Genomic DNA, 24131 nt, shown 5'->3' with positions numbered 1-24131 from the left:
CGGCGAGATATCTGATGGACGACGGGGGACTCGTCGATCGCTCGCCGGGTTTCCGGGATAAAGTGGTGCTCGGGTACTCGACGAATTCCGGTTGGAAAAACGATAGTTCACGATAATTTTATAATCACGTTTCTTGATGATCGGGCCGTATCCTCGCATGTACCGACGACGATTCCTCGAATTGGGACTCGCGGCATCGGCACTGGCAGGGATGGTGAGCGCGCGCGACGATCGCTACCGGCCCGGCGGCCCCTGGGCACCGAACGAGCGGGCCGTCAATTACAGCGGCTACCTCGACAACGAGCAACTCGGCGAGCGACTCCGCCGAATCGACGAGCGAAGCGATCGCGTCGCCCTCGAACGGATCGGCGAATCCGCCGGGCGCGGCGATCCGATCTGGGAGGTGACCGCCGGCGACGGCGACGAGCGCGTCCACATCATCAACCAGATCCACGGCGACGAACCGACCGGAGCGGAGGCGATGGTCGGAATTCTACAGCGGCTGGCGACCGGATCCGCGCCGGAGATCGATCGAATCCTGGACGAGTTGACGATCACGATCGTGCCGCGGGTGAACCCGGACGGGGCGAACTTCGTCGGCGACGACGGACTCGGGGACGACGGCGAGTTCCGCCAGCGGCGATACAACACGTCGACGTGGGACGAAGACGATTCCCGATACGCCAACGCGAATTCCTACGCGTACAACCTGGACGTCCCCGGATACGATCTGAATCGCGGGTTCAGCGTCGTTCCGGGGTTCGAGCCCTTCGACGAACCCGAGGAGTGGTGGACGGTCGTCGACGAGGAGGCGAATCTGGGCTATCTCGACGTTCCGGTGGACCGGGTCCCGCTCGAACTGCAGGACGGCGATCCCTACGACGAACTCTGGAGCGCCGGGCTGAACCTCAATCCGGAGACGCGGGCGGTCACCGAATCGTTCCTCGACGCCGATCCGGACTGGGCGCTCACGCACCACCACCAGGGACCGACCGCCGTTCCCGAGGCTCCCGACGGGAATTCGGGCCCGCAGTGGCAATCGATCATGAGCGTGATGGCACCCTACGGGCCGACGTACGCGAATCTCGAGGGCGTCGACTACGCGCCCTATGTCGCCGAGGGCAACCCGTTCATGTCCGTCGACGCACAGACCCGTTCCCTCCAGCTCGCCGGGCTCGTCCCGGAACGGATGGACCAGTTCGGCCGCGGTCGACTCGACACGATCACGCGGTACGCGTACGGGCCGCTCTGGGGCTCCTACCTCGACGCGCTCTGTCCGCAGACCGACGCCGCGGGCGCGCTCTACGAGGTCTCCCACCAGAGCGACGATCGCGGCCAGAAGGCCCTCGGCACCATGGTAAAGGTCTCCGTCGAGGGGATCATGGCCACGTTCGAGCGCATCGCTGACGGATCGATCCACGACGTGGACGAGACGACCTACTTCGATCTGCCGATCCCGGAGGGGATCGACAATCCTCACGACGAACGCGGGTCCCCGTCGCGACGGCGATGACGCCGTAGCGATCGTCCCCCGAGTGCGTATCGCCTCGGAACGGGTCGCCGATCGCGCTCGGGTCGTACCGATCTCATCCGCGGGACCGCGGCCGGACTAATACACGATCGTGCACATAGAAACCCATTTACCGTCCGACTTTCACCACCTAGGTGAATGAGTCTTGCCGATCCGGACCGCGAACTCGTCGTCGAGGAGCTGGGGCGAGAGCCGACGGCGGCGGAGGCGGCGCTGTTCGAAAACCTCTGGAGCGAACACTGCGCGTACCGCTCCTCGCGACCCCTGCTGTCGGCGTTCGAGAGCGAGGGGGAGCAGGTCGTCGTGGGGCCGGGCGACGACGCGGCGGTCGTCGCACTGCCGGGCGAGAACGCGGACGACGAGGGGGACGGTTCGACGTACATCACGATGGGCATCGAGAGCCACAATCATCCCTCCTACGTGGACCCGTTCGACGGCGCGGCGACCGGCGTCGGCGGCATCGTCCGGGACACCCTCTCGATGGGCGCGTACCCGATCGCGCTCGCGGACTCGCTGTACTTCGGCGAGTTCGATCGCGAACACTCGAAGTACCTCTTCGAGGGCGTCGTCGAGGGGATCAGCCACTACGGCAACTGCATCGGCGTTCCCACGGTCGCCGGGAGCGTCGACTTCCACCCCGATTTCGAGGGGAACCCGCTGGTGAACGTCGCCTGCGTCGGCCTCACGAACGAGGAGCGACTCGTCACCGCCGAGGCCCAGGAACCCGGGAACAAGCTCGTGCTCGTCGGGAACGCCACCGGTCGCGACGGCCTCGGCGGCGCGAGTTTCGCCAGCGAGGACCTCGCGGAGGACGCCGAGACCGAAGACCGACCCGCGGTCCAGGTCGGCGACCCCTACGCCGAAAAACTGCTCATCGAGGCCAACGAGGTCCTCGTCGACGAGGGCCTGATCGAGTCCGCCCGCGACCTCGGCGCGGCCGGCCTCGGCGGTGCCTCGAGCGAACTGGTCGCCAAGGGCGGTCTCGGGGCCCACATCGAACTCGATCGGGTCCACCAGCGCGAACCGAACATGTCGGCGCTCGAGATCCTGCTCGCCGAGTCCCAGGAGCGGATGTGTTACGAGGTCGAACCCGGGAACGTCGATCGCGTCCGTGAAATCGCCGAGAAGTACGACCTCGGCTGTTCGGTCATCGGCGAGGTCACCGACGGCAACTACGTCTGTACGTTTGGGGGGAGTGAGGCGCAACGCGCCTCGGACGACTCGGGCGGCGACGGTGCGGAGCCACGAGAGCGCGAGACGGTCGTCGACGTCGACGCCTACTTCCTGGGCGAGGGCGCGCCGATGAACGACCTCGAGAGCGAGGAACCGGACCAGCCCCCGACGGACCTCCCCGAGGTCGACCTCGAGGAGGCGTTCGAGACGATCGTCGCCAGTCCGAACACCGCCTCGAAGCGGTGGGTCTACCGCCAGTACGATCACGAGGTCGGCGTGCGGACGAGCGTCGGACCGGGTGACGACGCGGCGATCATCGCGGTTCGCGAAGCCGAGCAAGGGCTCGCCATCTCTTCCGGCGCAGCGCCCAACTGGACGACCGCCGCGCCATACGCGGGCGCGCGAGCGATCGCGCTCGAGAACGCGACGAACATCGCGGCCAAGGGGGCGACGCCGCTCGCGGCGGTCGACTGCCTGAACGGCGGCAACCCCGAGAAACCGGACGTCTACGGCGGCTTCGAGGGAATCGTCGACGGGCTGGCAGACATGTGCGAGACGCTGTCGACGCCCGTCGTCGGCGGGAACGTCTCGCTGTACAACGACTCGGTGGCCGGTCCGATCCCGCCGACGCCGACGCTCGCGATGGTGGGGACGAAAGACGGCTACGAGGCCCCGCCGCTCTCGGTCGCGCCCGAGGGCACTCTCCTCCTGGTCGGCGACCTCGGCCTCGCGGGCGAGGCCCGACTCGGCGGCTCCGAATACCTCGCGCGATTCGACGGCAGCGATCGGTTCCCCGCCCTTCCCGAGGAACCCGCAGCGGTCGTCGAGACGCTCGCGAGCGTCGCGAACGACGACGCCACGCTGGCCGTCCACGACGTCAGTCACGGCGGTCTCGCCGTCGCGCTCGCCGAGATGGTCACCGAGGACGCCGGACTGGCGGTCTCGATCCCGGGTGCAGACGACGACCCCGCGGGCGCGCTCTTCCACGAGCAGCCGGGTCGCGCGCTCGTCCAGACCGATTCGCCCGACGCGGTCCGCGAGGCCTTCGACGGCGTCGCGCCGGTCCACGAACTCGGCTCGGCAACGGCCGACGGCCGGCTTTCGATCGAGGTCGGGGACCGGACGATCGCGACCGACGCGGCCGCCATCGCCGACCGGCGCGCGACGATCGAACGCGAACTCCAGTAAACGGGGCCACTGCCGAGCAGGCCCCCTCGAAACGCGCTCGGGGTACGATTCGATCGATTTCGATCGGTCCCGGTGGGCCTCCGGAAATGGATCGCCGTCGACCGCCCGGAATTTTGATATACTCTCGGTACAACCCCTCCAACGAACCGGAGTCCCGGAGGCACACGTCGATGGTCCCAGAGCACCCGTCCGTCCTGATCGTCGAAGACGAACCCGACCTCGCGAACCTCTACGCTGCGTGGCTCGACGAGGAGTACGACGTGACGACGGCCTACGACGGGACCGAGGCGCTCGAATCCATCGAGGAGACCATCGACATCGTCCTCCTCGATCGACGGATGCCGGGGCTCTCCGGGGACACCGTGCTCGATACCATCCGGGAGCGCGAACTCGACTGTCGCGTCGCGATGGTGACCGCGGTCGAACCCGACTTCGACATCATCGGGATGGGATTCGACGACTACCTCGTCAAGCCCGTCTCGAAGGACGAACTGCACTCGATCATCGACCAGTTGCTGCTCCGCTCGTCGTACGACGAGCAACTCCAGACCCTGTTCGCGGTCGCCTCGAAGAAAGCGCTGCTCGACGCGCAGAAGACCGAGGCCGAGCGCAAGACGAGCCAGGAGTACGCCGAACTCGAGGACCGTCTGGCCGTGCTCAAGGCGAACGTCACGGAGACGATGGAGGAACTCCTCGAGAGCGACAGCTACCGGCGGCTCTGTCAGGACATCACGCGAGAGACGATGTTCGAGGGCTGATACGGACAGCAATCCGTCCGCCTATAGTAGCCACCGTCGATCGCCCGATCAGCGTCACGCCTCCTGTTCACTGCAGGGCCGGAGATTCGCCGAGTTCGAGCGTCGTCACGTCCCGGATCTCGATTCGCGTCCCGCCGTGTTCGCCGTTGTCGACCGAGATCGTCCAGTCGTGAGCCTCCGCGATCGCTCGCACGAGCGCCAGTCCGAGGCCGTCGATCGCGGTATCGTCGTCTGCGGAGGGGTCGAGGACCTGCTCGTGGGCGGTCGGCGGGATCTCGGTGGCGTCGTCGAGCAGGAAGAACCCGCGCGAGTCCTCCGACCGGCCGGTTCGGCCGGTGTTTTCGACGCCGACGACCCCGACCTGGACCGTCACGTCAGCCTCGGCACGCGCCGCGATGTTGTCGAACGCCGTCTCGAGCAGGTGGACGAACCGATCGGCGTCGGCCCGGAGCATCGCCGACTGGTCGACGATGACCGCGTCGTCGTCGAGGCGGGACCGGTCGAGCGCCGTCTCGATCGCCGATTCGAGGTCGATCCGGCTCCGGGGCCCGACGGCGGACGCGTTCCGGGCGAACTCCCGGACGTCGTCGACGAGGGCTTCGGCCCTGTCGAGCGTGGTCTCGACGGCGTCGTCCGCGAGCGGGAACTCCCACTCGTCGGGTTCGTCCTCGAGCGCTTCCGACACCCGTTCGAGCTGGTCTTTCAGGTCGTTCGAGAGGATCTCCGCGACGGACTCGAGTCGCTCGGTCTGGCGCTCGAGTTCCGTCGTTCGATCGCGGAGCATTCGCTCCCGGTCGGCCCGGTCGAGCGCGGCCCGGGTGTTCTCGACGAGCGTCGAGAGCAGGTCGACGTCGGTCTCGTCGAACTGGTTGGGCGAGCGCGACCCGGTCATGAGGACGCCGTGGGTCCCGATCGGGGCGATAATCTCGGATCGAATGGGCGAGTCGGGGTTGTAGAGGCCCTCGACTGCCCGGAGATCGTCGAAGCGCTCGATCTCGCCCGCCTCGAAGACGCCCCACACGAGTCCCTCACCGGGGTAAAAGCGGGGCAGGCCGCCGAACTCCTCGTGGGCGCCCGCGGTGCCGGCGACGGGATCGAGGTAGCCGTGTTCGTCGTCGAGCAACCAGACGCCGCTGATCGGGAACTCGAGCAGGTCGCTGCCCGCGTGGACGGCGATCGCACAGATCTCCTCCGGATCGTCGGACTCGAGGAGCCACCGGGTGATCTCGTGGAGCGACGTGACGACGCGCTCGTGTTCGTGCTGGTCGGTGACGTCCCGGAGGATGACGGCGACGGTCGCCCGGTTGTCCTCGATCGGGACGATCCGGAACTCGCCCATCCGATCGGTGCCGCCGGCGTCGGTAAAGGCGACCTCGAGGTTGCGCCGGTCGGCGTTCCCGACGTCGACGTCGGTGATCGCCCGGCCGATCTCGAGGGTGTCGACCGGATCGATACCCGCGAGTTCGGGGACGATTTCGACGTGCTCGCCGATCAACGCCGATCGATCGACCCCGAGCAACGTCTCGAGCGCCCGGTTGACGGTGACGATCTCGCGGTTCCGGTCGAGCGTCACGACGCCGTCGTGGCCGGCCTCGACGACGGCCGCGTGCTGGGCCAGCGTCGTCTCCTGTCGCTTCCGGTGGGTGACGTCGCGCATGTAAACCGAGAGCCCGGTCTCGGACGGGTAGGCCCGGGTCTCGAACCAGGTCTCGACGTTCGAGTGGTAGATGTCGAACGAGACGGGGACCTGTTCGTCCATCGCGCGGTAAAAGCCGTCCGGGAACTGCGTCTCGACGGTTTCGGGAAACTCGTCCCACATGACGCGACCGAGCAACTCCGCTCGCGACCGTTCGAGCAACGCCTCGGCCCGATCGTTGAGGTAGGTGAACCGGAAGTCCGTATCGAGCGCGAAGAAGGCGTCGGTGACCCGGTCGACGATCGGTACCGATCGCGACGTCACGGCTGTTCACCCCCGCACCCGCTCGACCCGTGACGGGCGTTCTGGCAGCTAGAGCCCACTCCCGTTCCGGTCATCGCTGGAGACAGTTATGTGCTACTACTCGAAGGCGGTATTTCAGTGTCGTGGCCGTTCGTCGCGACGGCGTCGTCCTGCCGCGGCGGTGTCGGTCGACGTCGCCGGCAGACGTCGTACGGACTGCTGGCGGTCAGTTCTGGCGCGACCGCGAGACGCTCTGCGATCAGCGCCGGCAATTCGGTACAGCAAACCGTCTCAGCGTCCCGGGGGAGGTTCTTTCGTCCCTGCTGTGGTACCCTCCCGCATGAACGTCATCATCGTCGGCGGTGGTATCGTCGGCACGGCGATCGCGTCGCGACTCGGGGAGACCGACCACGACGTGACCCTGTTCGAACGAGCGGACATCGGCCGCGAAACGACGGCCGCCTCCGCGGGGATCGTGCTGCGGGCCGCGGTCGAACCGGAGCCGTTCGATCTGCGACTGCGAGCGCGAGCGCGATCGGGATACCAGGACCTGTTCGACTCGTCGTCGCTGGACCCGGAGCGACCGGGGGTGCTCCACGTGGCGGAGACGCCCGTCTTCGCCGATCGCCTCGCCGGATCGGCGACGTCGCTCCGGGAGTACGGCGTCGACGCGTCGTTCGTCGAGGCGACGGAACTGGCCGACTACGGCGTCGAACCCGCGAGGTTCGCCGGCGCACTCTACACGCCCGCCGACGCCGTGTTCGACGAACCGGGGGCGCTCGCGACGGCCTTTGCCGATCGTGCACGTCACAGCGGCGTCGACGTCCGAACGGGAGTCGCGGTCACGGACGTCGAAACGTCCGACGGGGCCGTCTCGAGGGTCGTCACGGACGAGGGACGGTTCGAGGCGGATCGCGTCGTCAACGCGGCGGGGCCGTGGGCCCCGCGCCTGAACGAGGCGGTCGGCGTCTCGCTCCCGCTCTGTCACACGAAAGGGCCGATGGTCGAACTCGAGGCCCCCGAACCGATCGACGGCCCGGTAACCATCTTCGAGTCGAACCGGTACGTCCGGCCCGGGGGCGGTGCCGAGGGGACCCGGGCGTGGATCGGCGAATTCCTGACGACGTACGTCGACGGACAGCGGTACGATCCGGACTCCCTCTCGGTCCCGGACGAATTCGTCGCGTCCGCCACCGAACTGGCGACCGACGTTCCTGCGCTCGCGGACGCGACGGTCCTCGATTCGTGGATCGGCCTCCGGACCGTCACCCCGGACGGTCGGCCGATCGTCGGCGAAACGGCCGTCGACGGGTTCGTCGTCGCCTGCGGGATGACCGGCCACGGGATCACGCTCGCGCCGGCCGTCGCCGAGGTCGTCGGCGAGGTGATCGACCGCGAACCCGATCGCGACGTTCGCGATCGACTCTCCCCCGATCGGTTCTCCTGATTCGACCGCGGTCCCGATCGAACGAACGCTTATCCCCGGCCGTGTCAATTTGTGGCGTATGAACGTGATCGTGGTCGGCGGCGGCATCGTCGGCCTCTCGAGCGCGTACGCACTCGCAGAGCGCGGCGTCGACGTGACCGTCTGCGAGAAGGGATCGATCGGCGGCGGGAGCACCGAACGGGCGGCCGGCGGCATCCGTGCGCAGTTCTCGACGCCGGTCAACGTCGACCTCTCCCGCGAGAGTATGCGCGTCTGGGACGCGTTCGAGGAGCGGTTCGGCACCGACATCGACTACCGGAAGACGGGATATCTCTTCCTCGCCCGGGACGAGGAGACCGCCGCGGCGTTCGAGGAGACGGTCGCCATGCAGAACGATCACGGCGTCCCGAGCGAGGTGCTCGACCCGGATGCGGCCCGAGAGTACTGTTCCGGAATCGATCCCGAGCGGTTCGTCGCGGCGACGTACTCGCCGACGGACGGGGTCGCCGATCCGCACCTCGCGCTCCAGGCCTACGCCCGGGCGACGGCCGACGCCGGGGTCGACGTGCGGACGAAGACGCCGGTGATCGACGTCCTCAGAGCGGGCGGTTCCAGCCCCGGAACCGATCGCGACGGGCAGGTGACGGGCGTCGAGACGCCCGGGGGCCGACTCGAGGCCGAGTTCGTCGTCAACGCGGCGGGGCCGTGGGCTGGACGGGTCGCCGAACTAGCCGACGTCTCGCTCCCGATCACGCCGAAGCGCCGACAGATCGCCGTCGTCGAACCCGAAACGGCGATTCCGGAGACGGATCCGCTGACGATCGACCTCGGGAGCGGCACCTACTTTCGTCCCGACCGGGACGGCGACGCACTCGTCGGCGGCCACCTCGCCGACGACGATCCGGCGCGCGATCCGGGCGGCTACGAGACGTCGATGGATTTCGACTGGGCCGCGGACGTCGTCGAACGGACCAGCGAGTGGACGACCTACTTCGGCCCGGAGTCGCGGCTCAAGCGCGGCTGGGCGGGGCTGTACGCCGTGACGCCGGACGACAACGCGATCGTCGAGGAGACCGTTCCCGGGTTCATCACCGCGGCCGGCTTTTCGGGGCACGGCTTCCAGCACGCGCCCGCGACCGGTCGACTCGTCGCAGAACTCGTCGTCGACGGCGAGGCGTCGCTCGTCGACAGCGAGGCGCTCTCGAGCGATCGGTTCGCGTCGGGTGCGGAGCGCACGGAACGCAACGTCGTCTAGGGTCAGAAGAACTCCCCGAGGTAGACGTTCCGCTCCGGGAACAGGTCCGCGAGCGTCGCGACCGTCTCCGGGGTCGCGTCCCCGAGTCGCCCCAGGCGATCGAGCGTCGCGGCCGATCGGGCGCCGACGGCGAGTTGCGAGAGCGTCGCCACGTCGAGCGTCACGTCCGGGTCGTCCGCGGCCGAGGAATCGATTCGCGCACACTCGGCGCGGCCGTCCGAGACGGCGAGGGAGAACGTCCGGTCGTTCCAGTCGGCGAGCGGGTCGGCGACCGCGAGCGTCAGCGATCGATCGAGGGACGGGTACGACAGCGCCGCCAGGGTGTCCGCGACGTCGACGATCCGGACCATCGGCCCGTTCTCGACGGTCGTCTCGATCTCGTCGGGATCGGCCGCGGTCGCGCGCAGGGGGTCGTCCGCCGGCATCCGGAACCGAACGCGGTCCACCTGCGAGTCGTGATCGTAACAGAACGCCAGCAGCGCCCGGTAGGCCTCGTGATCGACGGCCGTCAGTTCCGTGACGGTCATCGTCCGCTCGCCGCCGTCGTCGATCGTGTAGACGAGATACCCTTGCGGTTCCCCGTCCCGTTCGTACGCGTAGACGAACGGATCGACGTCGTGGCCGCCGAAGACGCGGTGGCGCCACCAGATCTCGTCGCGATCGAGCGCGAGCGCGTGGCGATCGGCCCACTCGTCGTATACCGGTTCGATCGCGTCGTACTCGTCGGCGTCGACCGGCCGGGCGGAGCCCCGGTCCCGATCGCGATCCGCGGCGAACGAGAGGACGGCCGGGTCGCACTCGTGGGTGACGATCCGGTTGGCGGTGTCCCAGCCGTACTGCCGGTAGAAGCGGTACCGGAACGGCCACAGGACCGAGAACCGGATTCCCCGATCGCGGTACTCGGCGAGCGACTCGGCCAGCAGTCGGCGAACGTGGCCCGCGCGGCGGTACTCGGGGGGTGTGGCGACCGACGCGAGGCCGGCGGTCGCGTGCGTTTCTCCGCGAACGTGGGCCTCGAGCCAGTAGTGACGACAGACGCAGCGCGGCCGCTCGTCGTCCGCGTGCTCGTAGAGACCGCGGCGAGCGCCGAGGGTCGCCCGCGGCGTGTCGTGCTCCGCTGGATCGTACGCCGGGACGCCCTCGTGGGGCCTGAACGCGTAACTTCGGTATTCGTGGAAGACGTCCCGCTCGTCCGGGATGGGACGGTAGTCGACCATACCAGCGAATGCGGGGCGGTCGGGAAGAACGTTCGTAAACTGCGTTAGCCATGATCCGCGACGAACGCCTCGATCCGGGCCAGCGCCTCCCGGAGGTCCTCGAGACCCGTCGCGTAGGAGATCCGGAGGTGGCCCTCGCCGCCGTCGCCGAAGACGTCACCGGGGACGACGGCGACGCCCTGCTCGCGGAGGACACCTTCCGCGAACTCCTCGGCCGTGAAGCCGTCGGGCACCTCGGGGAAACAGTAGAACGCCCCTTTCGCCTCGAAGACGTCGAGGCCGATCTCGCGAAACCGCGAGAGGACGAACTGGCGACGCCGATCGTACTGGTCGACCATCTCCCGAACGTCGTTCTCGCAGGAGTCGAGCGCCTCGATGGCCGCGTACTGGGCGGTCGTCGGAGCTGACAGCATCGTGTACTGGTGGATCTTGTTCATCGCACCGATCGCGTCCGCGGGGCCGAGCGCGTAGCCGAGTCGGAGGCCGGTCATCGCGTGGGCCTTCGAGAACCCGTTGAAGACGATCGTCCGCTCGCGCATCCCCTCGAGGGTCGCGATCGAGGTGTGCTCGCCCTCGTAGGTCAACTCGGCGTAGATCTCGTCCGAGAAGACGGTGAGGTCGTGCTCGCGGGCGAACTCGGCGATCGGTTCGAGGTCCCCCTCCCGCATGATCGCGCCGGTCGGATTGTTGGGGTAGCAGATGACGAGCACGTCGGCGTCGGCCGCGCCCGCCGCCTCCAGTCCCTCGACGGTGAGTCGGAACTCGTCTTCCTTTCTCGTGGGGACGGGCAACACCTCGCCGCCGGCGAAGATCACGCCCGGTTCGTAGGAGATGTACGACGGCTGGGCGATCGCGACCGTGTCACCGGGATCGACGAACGCCCGGAACGCGAGGTCGACCGCCTCGCTCGCGCCCGCGGTCACGATGATCTCCTCGCCCGGATCGTAGCCGAGGTCGAACCGATCGGCGACGTAGTCGGCGATCGACGCCCGGAGTTCGCGTTTCCCGCGGTTCGCTGTGTAGGAGGTCTTGCCCTGTTCCAGCGAGGTGATCGCGGCGTCCCGTGCGGCCCACGGGGTCGAGAAGTCGGGTTCGCCGACGCCGAGCGAGATGACCTCGTCGCGCTCCTCGGCGATTTCGAAGAACCGCCGGATGCCCGACGGCGGCACCGCCGCCACGCGGTCTGACAGCTCGATCGTCATGGCGAGACGGAGAGTCGATCGTCGTCCTCCCCGTCGCCGAGTTCGATCCCGTTCTCCTTGTAGGAGGTCATCACGTAGTGGGTGACCGTCTGGGTGATCTCGGGGACGGGCGCGACCTTCTCGCTGATGAACTGCGAGACCTCCCGGATGGAGTCGCCCTCGACCTCCATGTCGAAGTCGTAGTCGCCGCTGACCAGTCGCAACGCCTTGACCTGCGGGAACCGTGCGAGGCGCTCTGCGATGTCGTCGTAGCCCGTCTCGCGATCGAGCGTAACGTTCAACTCGACTTCGGCGCGGACGCGCTCGTCTTCCAGTTTGTCCCAGTCGACGACGGCCTGGTAGCCGCGAACGACGCCTGCCGCCTCGAGTTCCTCGATGGCTGCCTCGACCTCGCCTTCCTCGAGGTCGGTCATTCGCGCGATATCCGCCGCCGAATACCGCGCGTTCTCACGAAGCAACTCGAGCACCTCGCGTTCGCTCATACCAACGGCAAGCAGAAGCGCGAGTAAAAGCGTTGTTCTTTTCAGGTCGATCGATCGTGTGCGATCGCCCGGGGTCCACGACCGGTCCCGGATCCGTACAGGACCGCGGCCGTTCGAGGGCCGTACCGTTCCGGTCGGCGTACGGTCCGCGCCGGTCGACGGCTGGGTTACCGGTAGTTCTTGAACAGCAGCGCCCGGACGTCGTCTTTCGTCTGGACCTGTTCGCTGGAGCCGTCCGGGAGTTCGACCTCGTACCGGTAGTCCGCCGAATCCGACTCCCCCCACTTGTCGTCGTGGGTCTCGAGCAGGCTCATCATCTCGTCGAGCATGTCGTCGTCGTCGGCCGACCCGTCGCCGTCGTCCGCCGTCTCGTCCGCATCCCCGCCGGCCCCTGAATCGGCCTCGACCGCGTCGTCGCCGTCCGGTTCGTCGGCCACGTCCGGTCCGACGTCGGTGGGATCCGGTGCGGCCGACCCGGCGTCGGAATCGATCGTCGACTCGTCCGGTTCCGACTCCTCGGACTCGACGTAGGAGACCGATTCGAGGTCGTTCGGCTCCGGATCGCCGCGTATCGCGGCCCCGACCGACGCGGCGACGTCGTCCGCGGCGGAGGAGTCGAAGTCGCCCTCGATCGCCACGTCGTCCGCGAGGTTGTCGATCAGGAACTGGATCGCGTCCTGTTCGCGGACGAAGCCGTACTTCCCGACGACGTCCGCGGCGATCTCTTCACGGAGGTGCTGGATGAACGCGTACTGTTCGTCAGTGACCTCGAGCGTCTTCATACACACGCGATATCACTGCGAGTACAAATAGGTGGGTCGTCGGTATCGCGATCGAGAGTCGATCGGACCTGGCAGGCCACCCGTCGCGGCCGGTGCGCCGATCGACAGCGTCCCTCCTGACCAGATCCTCGCTCGACAGCGCTCGTCCGACGAACCGCGTCGATCGACCGGGCCCGATCGAACGGAGTCCTTACGGTCGAACGCACGCAACGGTCACGTATGGTCCTGAAAGAATCCGATTCGGAACTGGACGAGGGTGACCTCGCACCCGAGTTCGAACTACCGGGCGTCGACGGCGAGACGTACACGCTCGCGGACTTCGCCGACGACGAGGCGCTGCTGGTCGTGTTCACCTGTAACCACTGTCCGTACGCTCGGGCCAAGTTCGACCTGCTCGACGACCTCGCGGCCGAGTACGACGACGTTTCGATCGTCGGGATCAACCCCAACGACGCCACGGAGTATCCCGACGACTCCTTCGAGAAGATGCGAGAGTACGTCGAGGAGGGACGGATCCGGTACGACGCCTACCTGCGCGACGAGAGCCAGGCTGTCGCCGAGGCCTACGGCGCGGTCTGTACGCCCGACCCCTTCCTCTTCCGGTACGACGACGGCGAGTTCCGACTCGTCTACCACGGGCGTCTCGACGACGCCCTGAACCCCGACGACGAACCGACTCGGTTTCACATCCGGGAAGCGATCGAGTCCGTGCTGGCTGGCGAGGACGTCGACCTCGAGTGGCTGCCGTCGCAGGGCTGTTCGATCAAGTGGACGGACGACTGATACGGATCGTTGTAACGTTTTACCGGTGGTCGCCCGACCGGGGCGGCGATCGCCGGTACAGAGTCACAACAGACCGTCTGGGTCGACGGCCCGATCGGTTCGTCGAGGTCGATCGACGACGGGAGACTTCGGCGGAGTCGATTATCGAACGGCGCGGCGATACTGGATCGGCCACTCCCGATCGCCGTCGAGGGCGTCGCTCGATCGGAGGCCGAAGTAGGGGTCGCGGAGGAACTCCCGGCCAACGAGGACGAGATCCGCGCGGTCGTTGCGCACGAGGGCGTCGGCCTGTTCGGGTTCGGTGATCCCGCCGACCGCGCCGACGGCGACGTCCGTCCGCTCGCGGATCTCTTCGGCGAGCGGAACCTGGAAGTTCGGCCCGACGGGCGGTTCCTGGTCGGGGTGGACGCCGCCCGAACTGACGTCGATCAGGTCCGCGCCCAGGGCCGCGAGGTCGTCGGCGAGGCGGACCGATTCCTCGATCGTCCACGACTCCCGATCGTCGAGCCAGTCCGTGCCGGAGATGCGGACGAACACCGGCTTTTCGTCGGGCCAGACCTCGCGGACGGCCGCGGTGACCTCGCGGACGAGTCGCGATCGGTTCTCGAAACTCCCGCCGTAGTCGTCCTCGCGCCGGTTCGTGACGGGCGAGAGGAACTCGTGGAGGAGATAGCCGTGGGCCGCGTGCACTTCGGCGACCTCGAACCCGGCCGACAGCGCTCGTTCGGCGGCCGCGCGGTAGTCGTCGATCACGCCCTGGATGTCGTCCCCGGTCGCCTTCCGCATCGACGGCCGATCGCCGTCGAACGGCGGGTACGCGTCGGGCGAGGGCGAGAGCACCTCCCATCCGTTCTCCTCGTCAGCGGGGATGGGGACGTTCCCCTCCCAGGGGCGGGTCTTGCTCGCCTTGTGGCCCGCGTGGGCGAGCTGGATCGCCGGCACCCCTCCCTGGTCGCGGATGAACTCGGCGGTCGGGGCGAGCGCCGCCGCGTGATCGTCGCTCCAGATTCCGAGGTCGTGGGGCGTGATCCGCCCCTCGGGACTGACGGCGGTGGCTTCGGTCACGACGATGCCGGCACCGCCGACGGCGCGACTCCCGAGGTGGACGCGGTGCCACTCCGTCGCGAGGCCGTCGGGATCGCAGGAGTACTGGCACATCGGCGAGACGGCGAGTCGGTTCGGAATGTCGACGTCACGAAGCGACAGCGGCGTAAACAGATCGGTCATCGCCGGCCCTTGACGGTGGGCGGGCTAAACTGCCGTGAACGGGGAGGGACTTGCCGGCACGTCGGTACGACCCCGATCGATCGGAACGGCCTACTGATTAGGCGATCGAGACACGAGTACCGGCATGCCACCTGCACCGCGATCACCGATCCAGGAGCGGTTCGACGCCGATCGGCCAGTCATCGGGATGGTACACCTGCCGGCGCTTCCGGGTGCGCCGGCCTCGGACGGCGATCGAGACGCCATCCGGAGCCGGATGCTCGACGACGCGCGGCGACTCGAAGCCGGCGGCGTGGACGGCATCGTCCTCGAGAACTTCGGGGACGCGCCGTTCTACCCCGACGACGTTCCGAAACACGTCGTCGCCGATCTGGCCGCGCTCGCGACGACGCTGACCGACGCGGTCGACGTCCCCGTCTGCATCAACGTGCTCCGGAACGACGCGATCGCGGCTCTCTCGATCGCCGCCGCGGCGGACGCTGCCTTCGTCCGGGTCAACGTCCACGTCGGGTCGGCCGCGACCGACCAGGGGGTGATCGAAGGACGGGCACACGAGACGCTCCGCCTCCGCGATCGGATCGACGCCGACGCCGCGATCCTCGCGGACGTCCACGTCAAGCACGCGACGCCGATCGGAGACCGTGATCTCGAGGGGGCGGCGATCGAGACCGTCGAACGAGGACGGGCCGACGGACTGATCGTCTCCGGTCCCGGAACCGGCCGCGAGACCGAACTCGAGGCCGTCGAACGGGTCGCTGACGCGGTCGCGCGCGTCGATCGATCGGTGCCCGTCTTCGTCGGCAGCGGTGTCACTCCGGCGACGATCGGGGACTGTTTCGCGGCCGGTGCGGACGGCGCGATCGTCGGCACGGCGCTGAAAGAGGGCGGCGAGACGACGAACCCGGTCGATACCGATCGGGTTCGTCGGGTGGTCTCAGCCGCACGGGACAGCGGTTCGGATGACGCGTAACGCGGATCTGAGTCTCGCAGATACGAGTCAGTGGCCGAACGGCAACGGCTCAATCAACACGTCTATCAGATGCACGTGACTCGCCCGTAGTCGAACCGACACCATCCTGGTCGCCGCGGCCGTGACGAAGACGACGACCAACTGCGAGCATCGCGACTCCGACGAGTATCGGGTTCGGCAGGTCTTCTCTGCGCCCGACACGGCGATTCGAACGGATCTTACGGGCTACTGACCGAGTACCAGCGGCCCGATCAACACCCCCATCAGGTGAACCCTTCGAGCACGCAACCGAACCGGAACCATCCCGATCGCCGTCGCCGCGGCGAAGACGACGCCGCCGATCGGGCCGGTGAACAGGAACGACAGGACGACGAGCAGTGCCAGCACAGTTGCCGAAATCTTCCAGTACGGAAGCCGTCCGACGAGCCGCAGGTAGGCGTCCCCGACGACGCAGACGAGACCGAATCCGGCCAGCCCCGCGAGCGCGACGGCCGCGAGCAGGACCGGGAGGTCGAGCGGCGCGTTCGCGCTCTCGAAGGCGACCATCACGCCCGTCCGGGGCTGGCCGATCGCGACGAGTGCGAAGAGGGCGAAGATCGTGTTGGCCGTATCGACGCCGCTCGTCGCGACGATGTACCCCCGATCGCCGGCGTCGGTGGGGACGACGACGAGGGCGGCGACCGCGGCGATCGCGGCCGAGATTCCGGGGACGTAACCGACGATCGCGCCCGCGAGCGCGCCAGCGACGGCCGTGGCGGCGACCAGCCGTCGTGAGAGCGCGATCGCCTCGCCGTCCTGTGGCGGGACGCCGCCGCCGCGGATCGCGTCGATGAGCACGGGCGCGCCGAACAGGCCGGCGAACAGCGGCGCGAGGGTCCCGCCGGCGTCGAGCGGCGCGTCGGGGGAGAGATCGAGGGTCAGCAGGCCGAGTCCGGCAGCGAGGGCGAACGAGAGGAGTCCGGCCGCCCGGGTTCGCCAGGTTCGTTCGGACGCGACCAGGGCGACGACGACCATCGCCAGCAGGAGCGGCAGGGACGATCGGATCGTCGGATACGCCGCGGTCATCAGCACGGTGATCGGGATCGCCAGCGGAATCGCGGCGAGCACGGCGAGCAGACTCCCGAGCGCCGACAGCCTGATGGCTTCCTGGCCCCGCCCGGCGAGGACCAGCCGATGGCCCGGCAGTGCGGTGACCGCCATCTCCGCGTCCGGCACCCCCAGCGCCATCGCGGGGACGGCGTTGAGGAACGTGTGGACGACGCCCGCGGCGAGCATCGCGCAGCCGACGAACAGCGGCGGACCGGGAACCGACGGCGCGACCCCCGCGAGCAGGAGCGCGAAGTTGTTCGCGTGGAGGCCGGGGACGAGCCCGCTACAGCTTCCGAGCAGCGTTCCGGCCAGGGTCCAGCCGAGCAGCTGCACCGTCAGCCTCGGTTCGACGACGAACTCGACGGGAGCGGCCATCGCTCCATCTGGCCGCCTTCTCCCGTTTAAACCCGCGGCGATCGACGCTACGTCCGCGGCGGCCCGAAGACGGGCCGTATCGCCGCCGGGAGCGATTCCGGTTCGAGCAGGTCGCCGACGCTCGACACGACGGCGTCTGCCGCGTTGGGGCTCTCCGGCTCTGCACCGCTCTCGGTCACGTACACCGTCCGAAAGCCAGCTCGCCGGGCCCCGAGGACGTCTTCCTCGTAGCTGTCCCCGACGTAGACGTAGTCGTCGGCCGGCAGGCGGGCTTTCGCGAGGTCGAAGATCCGTCGATCGGGTTTTCTCACGTCGACGCCGTTCGAGACGATCACCGCGTCGACCGGCCCGTCGAGGCCGTGTCGCTCGAGTTTCGCTCGCTGCTGCCGTCCGTCCCCGTTCGTCAGGATCCCGGTCGGAGCGGTCTTCGCGACTCGCTCGAGCACCCGTTTTGCATCCCCCGAGACGACGGACGCCTCGAGTTCCGTCTCGCAGTATTCCCGGGCGAGTGCGGCTGGCGATGCATCGAGATCGATCGTCTCCGCGACCGCCTCGAACGCGCGCCGGTACGGCTCCGCCTCACAGTCGTCGAGCGCGTCCAGCAGTCGCTCGACGTAGGCGTCGTACGCCGCGTCGGTCGGCTCGCCGTAGGAAGAGACGGTCGTTTCGAACTGCTCCTCGAACGGCACGTCGTACGAACAGAGCGTTCCGTCGAGGTCGAAGTAGACTGCCGTCGTCACTGTTGGGCGTTCACACGGACCGCAGAAGTAGCTACCGGCGATCGGCGTCGAAAGAAATCGGGATCGTACGGTGTCTTCGCGTCGCGACTTAGCCGAAGAGTTCGCCGAGGCCTTCGCCGTCCGCCTCGTCTTCCTCGTCGTCCTCGTCCGTCGTGTCCGGGACGTCGCTGGTTTCTTCGGCCTCTTCCTCTTCCTCGTCGCCTGCGGCCTCCTCGGCCGCGCCAGCGCCTGCCGCGGCACCGCCGGCGGGGACGGCAGCGGCCTCGGAGACTGCCTCGTCGATGTCGACGTCCTCGAGCGCGGCGACGAGCGCCTTCACGCGGGACTCCTCGACGTCGACGCCGGCAGCGTCGAGCACGTCCGTCAGGTTGTCTTCGTTGATCTCTTCGTCCGTTTCGTTCAGGATGAGTGCAGCGTAAACGTATTCCATTGTAGTGTCCTCCGTTGTGATTAGCCGAACATTGCGCCGAGTCCTTCCGCGCCGTCGCCGCCGTCGTCATCGTCATCGTCGTCGTCGGCATCGGCCTCTGCCTCGGCGTCTGCGTCTTCGTCTGCCGATTCGTCCTCGCCCTCGTCGGCCGCCGCGGGTTCAGCAGCGGGCGACTCGACGCCCTGCAGTTCCTCCGGCAGGGCTTCCTCGTCGTCGATCTGGGCCGCGAGCGCACGCAGCTGTGCGTCGGCCTTGGAGACGAGATCGGGCATCAGGTCTTCGTCCTCGATCGCGGCCTGCAGGCCGAGGCTCTTGGCCTCGCCCGTGGCCTTGGCGATGAGCGTCGGGGCCGTCGTCGCGGTCGGGAAACTCGCGTTGACCGAGAGGTTCCGGGCGCGGGCGGCGGCCGTCGACACGTCGCTCCGGTAGGCCTCGATGTCGATGTCGAGGTCCTCGGGATCGAAGAGCACGCCGTCGGCGACGACGGCGCGAAGGTCGAGACCGACCTCCTTGGGTTCGATACCGAGTTCGTTGAGGACGTTCGCCAGGTCCGCAGAGACCTCCTCGCCGGCCGAAAGGACCGTCGAGTCCTCCATGACCTGAATCGAGCCCTCCTCGATCCGTGCGTTCGCACCGATGCTCTGGAGTTCGCCGACGAACGGTCCCGGGTCGACACCGGTGTCACCCTCGGGGATGACGATGTCGTTCGGGGCGACTTCGCCCTCGTTGATCGGGGCAGGGGTCTTCGAGGCCTCGAGTTCCTTGTAGAGCGAGAACGGGTTCTCGTCGGTCGCGACGAGACCGACCTGTCCCTCAATGTGCTCGACGAGGTCGTCGAGTCCAGCGTCCTCCAGCGCACGCGTCTGCAGGGTGTTGCGGCTGACGCGCACCACGGCGGTGCCGTGCAGTCCGCGGCGCATGTCCTGGAGCTGCTTCGAGGGGATGCCGGCGATGCCGACGACGCCGACGCTCTCGTAGTCGTCGATGAGCTGTGCGAGCTCGTCGACCTCCTCTTTCTTCCACTGGGGAAGGTTCTCGGTCTTGCGTTCAGCCTGTGCGCTCATTCTAGGCCACCTCCTGAGACGGGCCCATCGTCGTCTTTACGTAGACGGCGTCGATGTTCTGGGGCCCCTTCTCGAGGTCGGCGTGCAGGCGACGCAGGATGACGTCGATGTTGTCGGCGATGTCTTCGGCATCCATGTCCTCGGCGCCGACGAGCGTGTGGAACGTTCGGCGGTCGCCGGAGCGAAGCTGCACGGTGTTTTTGAGCCGGTTGACGGTATCGACGACGTCGTCGTCGGGCGAGAGCGGGTCCGGCATCTTCCCCCGGGGACCGAGGATGGTACCCAGGTGCCGGGCGATGTCTTGCATCATCGCCTCTTCGGCGATGAAGAAGTCCGTCTCGTCGGCCATATCTTTGGCCTCGTCGTCGTCCAGATCGGCCACGTCGTCCACCGAAAGGACCTCGTCCGCGGCCTCTTCGGCGCGGACTGCGGTCTCTCCTTCGGCGATGACGACGATTCGCGTCTCCTGGCCGGTTCCGGACGGCAGGACGACGGACTCGTCAACACGGTTCGACGGTTCGTTCAGGTCAAGGTCGCGCAAGTTGATCGCGAGGTCTACCGTCTCGGTAAAGTTCCGATCGGGCGACTCCTCGAGTGCGCGAGCCACTGCGGTTTCAATATCCGAATCTGCCATCGTTCACCTCCGTAGTACGCAGGGTGTGCTCCTACGGGTCAGTGAAACAGGCAATGCCTGTCTCTGTTGAACGAAGTGCCATGCCGAACTTAAACCCGTCGAACTACACCGTCGATCCGCCGAGCGATCGCGTTCCGCCGGTTCGACCACCGGCGGACCTCGGACAGCCTCGATCGTCGACGATCGGCGTGGCTCGGACGTCTCCGGCCTGATCGTCGCCGACCGGTATCGATCGGCCCCGATCTGCGACGCTCGTTTTTCCGGCGCCCGTCGCTATCGATTTCCGGTCGACGATCGACGAATACGGAGGGAGAACACTCAGTGGAACCGGAAATACTATAGATCGTGACAGTGTACCACGTGAGTATGTGGCCAACAGAGTTATATAGTTCCAGTGGGGGAGCGGTGCTCGAATCGGTCGTCCGCCTCGGGGTGGAGGACGGCCCGATCGAGACGATCCAGTCGTTCCCAGCGCTGATGCGGGCCGTCGGCGGGGTCGTCGCGACGCTTCTCGTGTCGATTGTGGTCCTCGGGATGCTCCAGGGGTACGGGAACCGGGCAGTGACGAAGTGTCGTCGGAGCCCCGTCATCTCCGTCTGTATCGGCCTCCCGAGTACCCTCGTCGTCGGACTGCTCACGGGCGTCGGCTACCTCATGCTCGGGACGTCGGTCGGCGCGTTCTTCGGCGTCCCCCTCGTCGTCCTCGGGGTGACGGTACTTCCCGCCGTCACCGCGATCGGGCTCGTCGCGTTCGGTCGATCGATCGCCGCTCGCGTCGGCCGGACCGAACTCTGGGCCGGCATCCTCGTCGGCAGTCTGCTCGGCGGCCTCGCCGCGATCACGGTCCCGGTCGCGATCGCCGTCGGTTCGATCGCCGCCGCGTTCGGGATGGGGGCCAGCGTCCGCGTGCTCGTCGGTTTCAGGGGAACGACGAGCCCGGACGAGCGAACGGTTCCGCCTGCGAACCAGATCTAGGCTATCCCGCGCGCACGCTGTTCTGATTGATCGCCGATCGACTCCTCTCTCATCGTCGTTTCGGCTCTCGCCGAGGAACAGACGCGGAGTTCGCACTCCCGAGCGTGTTGGTCCCGACCGCAAGAACGAAGAAGCACTCGCTGTGCTCGTGCTTCGAGCCCCGTCGCTTACGCTTCGGCCAACACGTCGTCGTACTCGCCGCTGTCGACTTTCTCCTTGAACTCGCGGGCATCATTGCCTTCGATGGTGACGCCCATCGAGGCGCAGGTGCCGACGACTTCCTTCGCGGCGTTTTTCGTGTCGTACGCGAGCAGGTCGGGGTGTTTCTGCTCGGCGATCTTCTTGACCTGGTCGACGGAGAGATCGGCGACGAAGTCCTCCTGGGGTTCGCCGCTGCCGGTCTCGAAACCGGCCTCGTCTTTGACCAGCGCGGCCGTCGGTGGGACACCGACGTCGATCTCGAACGAGCCGTCGTCCTCGTAGTCGACGATGACGGGCACTTCGGTGCCGTCGAACGCTTCCGTCTGGTCGTTGATCTCCTGGACGACCGCCTGCACGTCGACGGGCGTCGGTCCGAGCTCGGGACCGAGCGGCGGGCCTGGGTTGGCCTGTCCACCCGGAACGAGCACTTCGATGGTTCCAGCCATACGCGTCACAACCCGTGCGCGAGTTTTAAGGGTTGCTTTTTCGGGCAGTCACCGCCTGTCAGACACTCACGCACGCGTCGATCGATCGGGCTCGAGTGGTCCCGCAGTACCGCTACGCCACGTTCTCCGACCGCCACTCCGCGAACGACTCCAGCACGTGGCTCTCGTCGAAGCGCTCGATACACGGCACGTCGTAGGGGTGGGTCTCCCGGACCCGGTCGACGAGGGCATCGTACGCCTCGTCGGTCGTCTTCGCGAGCAACACCGCCTCGTCGTCGCGGTGGATTTCGCCGTCCCAGCGGTAGGTGGAGGTCGTCGAGAGCCGGTTGACGCAGGCCGCGAGCCGGTCCTCGACGAGCCGTTCGGCGATCGATCCGGCCGCCTCCGGTGGTGCCGTGATGTATACTGTTGGCATAGCTGTCGATACGGGCGATGCGACAAAAATGCCATCCGACTGGCAGTCACTCGAAGCGGGATAGAATCTAGACGCGCGGATTCGGATCCCCGGGGTGGGGAGCGTGCTGACGACGCGAACTGGCGTGGACTACTTCCCGTTGACGGTGCCGGTGACGGGGTTGAACGCCCCGTTGATGTCCCATTCGTGGATGCAGTGTGGATTGCCGACCTGTCGATCGCCGTCTTCGCGGGCGATCTGCCAGGCCTCGACGTCCTCGTCCCAGCGTTCGGCTCGACCGCATCGCTCGCACGTGCGTGCAGTCGGCGTTCGTACCTGTGCGCTCATTGTCGGCTGTGGGGTCTGGACGCATATAACAGTATCAGTGTTCGGCAATTGCTGCGGGCCTCTCGGGGGCGCGGCGCGAGATCATCGATCGGGCCACCTGAGGAGAGGACCGGACCCCGATCGGACGGCCGTGACTGTCGCTGCGAGCCAGCGTGTTTCGGCCGCCGAAAAATATCGTCGGGGGTGAGTCGATCTCAAGAACTGCAGGAACTCGTCACCGCCGCTTCAGCGGTGTCGTCGTCCTGGGTTTCGTTGTCGTCGTCAACCCCGGTTTCGTTGTCGTCGTCAACCCCGGTTTCGTTGTCGTCGAGACCGTTCTCGTCGTCGACTTCGGTCTCGTTGTCGTCGTCTACCTCGGACTCGTCGTCTTCGGCGATCGGTTCTTCGGTCGGTTGGTCCTCAGTTGCGTCGATCACGATGAAGATCGTCGCCTCTTCGATCGTCACCTGCAGCCGATCCTCGTCGGTCTCGGTGTCGGACGTGTCTTCGTCGAGGCCGTCTCCGTCGTCGACTGCGTCGGATTCGTTGTCGTCGATAACGTCGGTGTCGTTATCATCGTCGTCAACCGCGTCGGACTCGTTATCGTCGGCGGCACCGTCGTCCGTCTCGACCGGTTGATCGGCGAGCATCTCGCCGGCGTCTTCGACGAGGACGAAGGCGGTCGCTTCCTGGATGTTCATCGCATCACCGTCTTCGGCGCCGTTCGCGTCGGTCGGCTGGTCGCCGTCTTCGACGACGACGAAGATGGTCGCCTCCTGAACGGTGATTTCCTGGCTGCCGATGGCGTCATCGGTCGCGCTATCGTCCGCGACGGCATCGTCGGATTCGTTAGCCGTGTCGTCTTCGACGCCGTTCACGTCGTCCTCGGTATCGCTGGAGTCGAGGCCGTTCGCGTCTTCGGCGGCGCCGGCGGACTGGTCACCAGCGCCGACGACCGACGCCTGTTCGACCGTTACCTCGACCGAGGATTCGAGGACCGTGACGCCCTGCTGAGAGTCGTCGACGGCGGACTCGTTGTCCGCGACGTCGGCGGGGGCTTCGTCGGCCATCTCGCTATCCTCGGAGAGGAGAACGATCGTCGCGTCTTCGACCGTCACCTGCAACTGGCTATCGGCGACGCCGTCTTCTGTAGGTTCCTGTGCATCGTCGTCTTCGTGTTCGTCGACCGCGCCAGTCGGGGCTATCGCGAATGCGACCCCACTGATGAGCATCATCAGTACGACTGTTACGGCGAGTATTTTGCGTGCGCTCATGCCTCCAGTAGGAGAGAGACCGATCCCGCATGGTAAACCAGTAGTACCATTTCAGTGATAAACCGACGATTCTCGCGGGAAACCGGCGGTTCAATCGACACGTCTGTCTCGAAAACACTGTTTATAGCGGATACACGCCCCGATATTGTTCGTACCGGGCGCGAACCCCGTCAGTCACGCGTTCGGCGAGACAGTTCCACAGTAACTGTCATATTAACTATACCAGGACGTCGTCACGCTCGTCGCCGG

At 67.2% G+C, this 24131-nt stretch carries 23 protein-coding genes; 8 read left to right on the top strand and 15 right to left on the bottom strand.

The window, feature by feature from the left end; translation table 11 throughout:
- The first annotated feature begins 157 nt into the window (after positions 1-157).
- The 3 genes from AC6I6X_RS19915 to AC6I6X_RS19905 all read left to right on the top strand — a co-directional run bounded on the left by AC6I6X_RS19915 (position 158) and on the right by AC6I6X_RS19905 (position 4650).
- Positions 158-1513 (top strand): M14 family zinc carboxypeptidase, encoded by a 1356-nt coding sequence (locus AC6I6X_RS19915; RefSeq protein WP_497932312.1) that lies wholly within the window; start codon positions 158-160, stop codon positions 1511-1513.
- A gap of 156 nt (positions 1514-1669) precedes the next feature.
- Complete coding sequence (gene purL, locus AC6I6X_RS19910; RefSeq protein ID WP_497932311.1) at positions 1670-3892, top strand: phosphoribosylformylglycinamidine synthase subunit PurL; 2223 nt, start codon at positions 1670-1672, stop codon at positions 3890-3892.
- A 170-nt stretch (positions 3893-4062) separates the two neighbouring features.
- Complete coding sequence (locus tag AC6I6X_RS19905) at positions 4063-4650, top strand: response regulator transcription factor (RefSeq protein ID WP_497932310.1); 588 nt, start codon at positions 4063-4065, stop codon at positions 4648-4650.
- 67 nt (positions 4651-4717) lie between these two features.
- Here the strand turns inward: AC6I6X_RS19905 and AC6I6X_RS19900 are convergent, their stop codons facing one another.
- The gene (locus tag AC6I6X_RS19900) at positions 4718-6610 is read right to left on the bottom strand and encodes a sensor histidine kinase (RefSeq protein ID WP_497932309.1); all 1893 of its coding nucleotides are present in this window, start codon (positions 6608-6610) and stop codon (positions 4718-4720) included.
- A 319-nt stretch (positions 6611-6929) separates the two neighbouring features.
- Here AC6I6X_RS19900 and AC6I6X_RS19895 point away from each other — a divergent pair, with 319 nt between their 5' ends.
- Both AC6I6X_RS19895 and AC6I6X_RS19890 read left to right on the top strand, forming a co-directional pair.
- Positions 6930-8036 (top strand): NAD(P)/FAD-dependent oxidoreductase, encoded by a 1107-nt coding sequence (locus AC6I6X_RS19895; protein ID WP_497932308.1) that lies wholly within the window; start codon positions 6930-6932, stop codon positions 8034-8036.
- Positions 8037-8094: 58 nt separating this feature from the next.
- Complete coding sequence (locus AC6I6X_RS19890; protein WP_497932307.1) at positions 8095-9270, top strand: NAD(P)/FAD-dependent oxidoreductase; 1176 nt, start codon at positions 8095-8097, stop codon at positions 9268-9270.
- A gap of 2 nt (positions 9271-9272) precedes the next feature.
- On the opposite strand, the gene AC6I6X_RS19885 is transcribed toward AC6I6X_RS19890, so the two are convergent.
- The 4 genes from AC6I6X_RS19885 to AC6I6X_RS19870 form a co-directional block, all read right to left on the bottom strand.
- A complete protein-coding gene (locus AC6I6X_RS19885) occupies positions 9273-10487 on the bottom strand; it encodes a GNAT family N-acetyltransferase (RefSeq protein WP_497932306.1) in 1215 nt (404 codons plus the stop codon).
- Between the two features lie 44 nt (positions 10488-10531).
- Positions 10532-11689: a pyridoxal phosphate-dependent aminotransferase gene (locus AC6I6X_RS19880; protein ID WP_497932305.1), complete on the bottom strand. Its 1158-nt coding sequence runs from the start codon at positions 11687-11689 to the stop codon at positions 10532-10534.
- Positions 11686-12171 (bottom strand): Lrp/AsnC family transcriptional regulator, encoded by a 486-nt coding sequence (locus AC6I6X_RS19875; protein WP_497932304.1) that lies wholly within the window; start codon positions 12169-12171, stop codon positions 11686-11688. The genes AC6I6X_RS19880 and AC6I6X_RS19875 overlap by 4 nt, the downstream gene beginning before the upstream one ends.
- A gap of 167 nt (positions 12172-12338) precedes the next feature.
- Positions 12339-12953: a hypothetical protein gene (locus tag AC6I6X_RS19870; RefSeq protein WP_497932303.1), complete on the bottom strand. Its 615-nt coding sequence runs from the start codon at positions 12951-12953 to the stop codon at positions 12339-12341.
- A 219-nt stretch (positions 12954-13172) separates the two neighbouring features.
- Here AC6I6X_RS19870 and AC6I6X_RS19865 point away from each other — a divergent pair, with 219 nt between their 5' ends.
- Positions 13173-13736 (top strand): thioredoxin family protein, encoded by a 564-nt coding sequence (locus AC6I6X_RS19865; RefSeq protein ID WP_497932302.1) that lies wholly within the window; start codon positions 13173-13175, stop codon positions 13734-13736.
- Positions 13737-13877: 141 nt separating this feature from the next.
- Here AC6I6X_RS19865 and AC6I6X_RS19860 read toward each other — a convergent pair whose 3' ends face one another.
- Positions 13878-14963, bottom strand: a complete 1086-nt coding sequence (locus AC6I6X_RS19860) for an NADH:flavin oxidoreductase/NADH oxidase (protein ID WP_497932301.1) — start codon at positions 14961-14963, stop codon at positions 13878-13880.
- A 124-nt stretch (positions 14964-15087) separates the two neighbouring features.
- Here AC6I6X_RS19860 and AC6I6X_RS19855 point away from each other — a divergent pair, with 124 nt between their 5' ends.
- Entirely contained in the window at positions 15088-15933 is an 846-nt protein-coding gene (locus AC6I6X_RS19855; RefSeq protein ID WP_497932300.1) for a BtpA/SgcQ family protein, read from the top strand.
- A gap of 225 nt (positions 15934-16158) precedes the next feature.
- Here AC6I6X_RS19855 and AC6I6X_RS19850 read toward each other — a convergent pair whose 3' ends face one another.
- The 5 genes from AC6I6X_RS19850 to AC6I6X_RS19830 form a co-directional block, all read right to left on the bottom strand.
- Positions 16159-17397 carry a tripartite tricarboxylate transporter permease gene (locus AC6I6X_RS19850; RefSeq protein WP_497932299.1) on the bottom strand — a complete coding sequence of 413 codons (1239 nt, stop codon included), beginning with the start codon at positions 17395-17397 and terminating at the stop codon, positions 16159-16161.
- Positions 17398-17444: 47 nt separating this feature from the next.
- Positions 17445-18137: an HAD family hydrolase gene (locus tag AC6I6X_RS19845; protein WP_497932298.1), complete on the bottom strand. Its 693-nt coding sequence runs from the start codon at positions 18135-18137 to the stop codon at positions 17445-17447.
- Between the two features lie 88 nt (positions 18138-18225).
- On the bottom strand, positions 18226-18567 hold the full coding sequence (gene rpl12p / locus AC6I6X_RS19840) for a 50S ribosomal protein P1 (RefSeq protein ID WP_497932297.1): 342 nt from the start codon (positions 18565-18567) through the stop codon (positions 18226-18228).
- Positions 18568-18587: 20 nt separating this feature from the next.
- Positions 18588-19631 carry a 50S ribosomal protein L10 gene (locus AC6I6X_RS19835; protein WP_497932296.1) on the bottom strand — a complete coding sequence of 348 codons (1044 nt, stop codon included), beginning with the start codon at positions 19629-19631 and terminating at the stop codon, positions 18588-18590.
- Position 19632: 1 nt separating this feature from the next.
- Complete coding sequence (locus AC6I6X_RS19830) at positions 19633-20265, bottom strand: 50S ribosomal protein L1 (protein WP_497932295.1); 633 nt, start codon at positions 20263-20265, stop codon at positions 19633-19635.
- A gap of 366 nt (positions 20266-20631) precedes the next feature.
- On the opposite strand from AC6I6X_RS19830, the gene AC6I6X_RS19825 reads away from it, so the two are divergent.
- On the top strand, positions 20632-21240 hold the full coding sequence (locus AC6I6X_RS19825; RefSeq protein ID WP_497932294.1) for a hypothetical protein: 609 nt from the start codon (positions 20632-20634) through the stop codon (positions 21238-21240).
- Positions 21241-21407: 167 nt separating this feature from the next.
- Here AC6I6X_RS19825 and AC6I6X_RS19820 read toward each other — a convergent pair whose 3' ends face one another.
- The 4 genes from AC6I6X_RS19820 to AC6I6X_RS19805 form a co-directional block, all read right to left on the bottom strand.
- Complete coding sequence (locus AC6I6X_RS19820; RefSeq protein ID WP_497932293.1) at positions 21408-21887, bottom strand: 50S ribosomal protein L11; 480 nt, start codon at positions 21885-21887, stop codon at positions 21408-21410.
- A 112-nt stretch (positions 21888-21999) separates the two neighbouring features.
- On the bottom strand, positions 22000-22302 hold the full coding sequence (gene cutA, locus AC6I6X_RS19815) for a divalent-cation tolerance protein CutA (protein WP_497932292.1): 303 nt from the start codon (positions 22300-22302) through the stop codon (positions 22000-22002).
- A gap of 129 nt (positions 22303-22431) precedes the next feature.
- Positions 22432-22629 (bottom strand): HEWD family protein, encoded by a 198-nt coding sequence (locus AC6I6X_RS19810; protein WP_497932291.1) that lies wholly within the window; start codon positions 22627-22629, stop codon positions 22432-22434.
- Between the two features lie 194 nt (positions 22630-22823).
- Positions 22824-23882, bottom strand: a complete 1059-nt coding sequence (locus AC6I6X_RS19805) for a hypothetical protein (protein WP_497932290.1) — start codon at positions 23880-23882, stop codon at positions 22824-22826.
- Positions 23883-24131: the final 249 nt, after the last annotated feature.

The organism is Halosolutus sp. YCN4 (genome assembly GCF_059736495.1).
The sequence above is the reverse complement of the archived record's forward strand: the minus strand, read 5'-3'. Positions and strand labels throughout refer to the sequence as shown.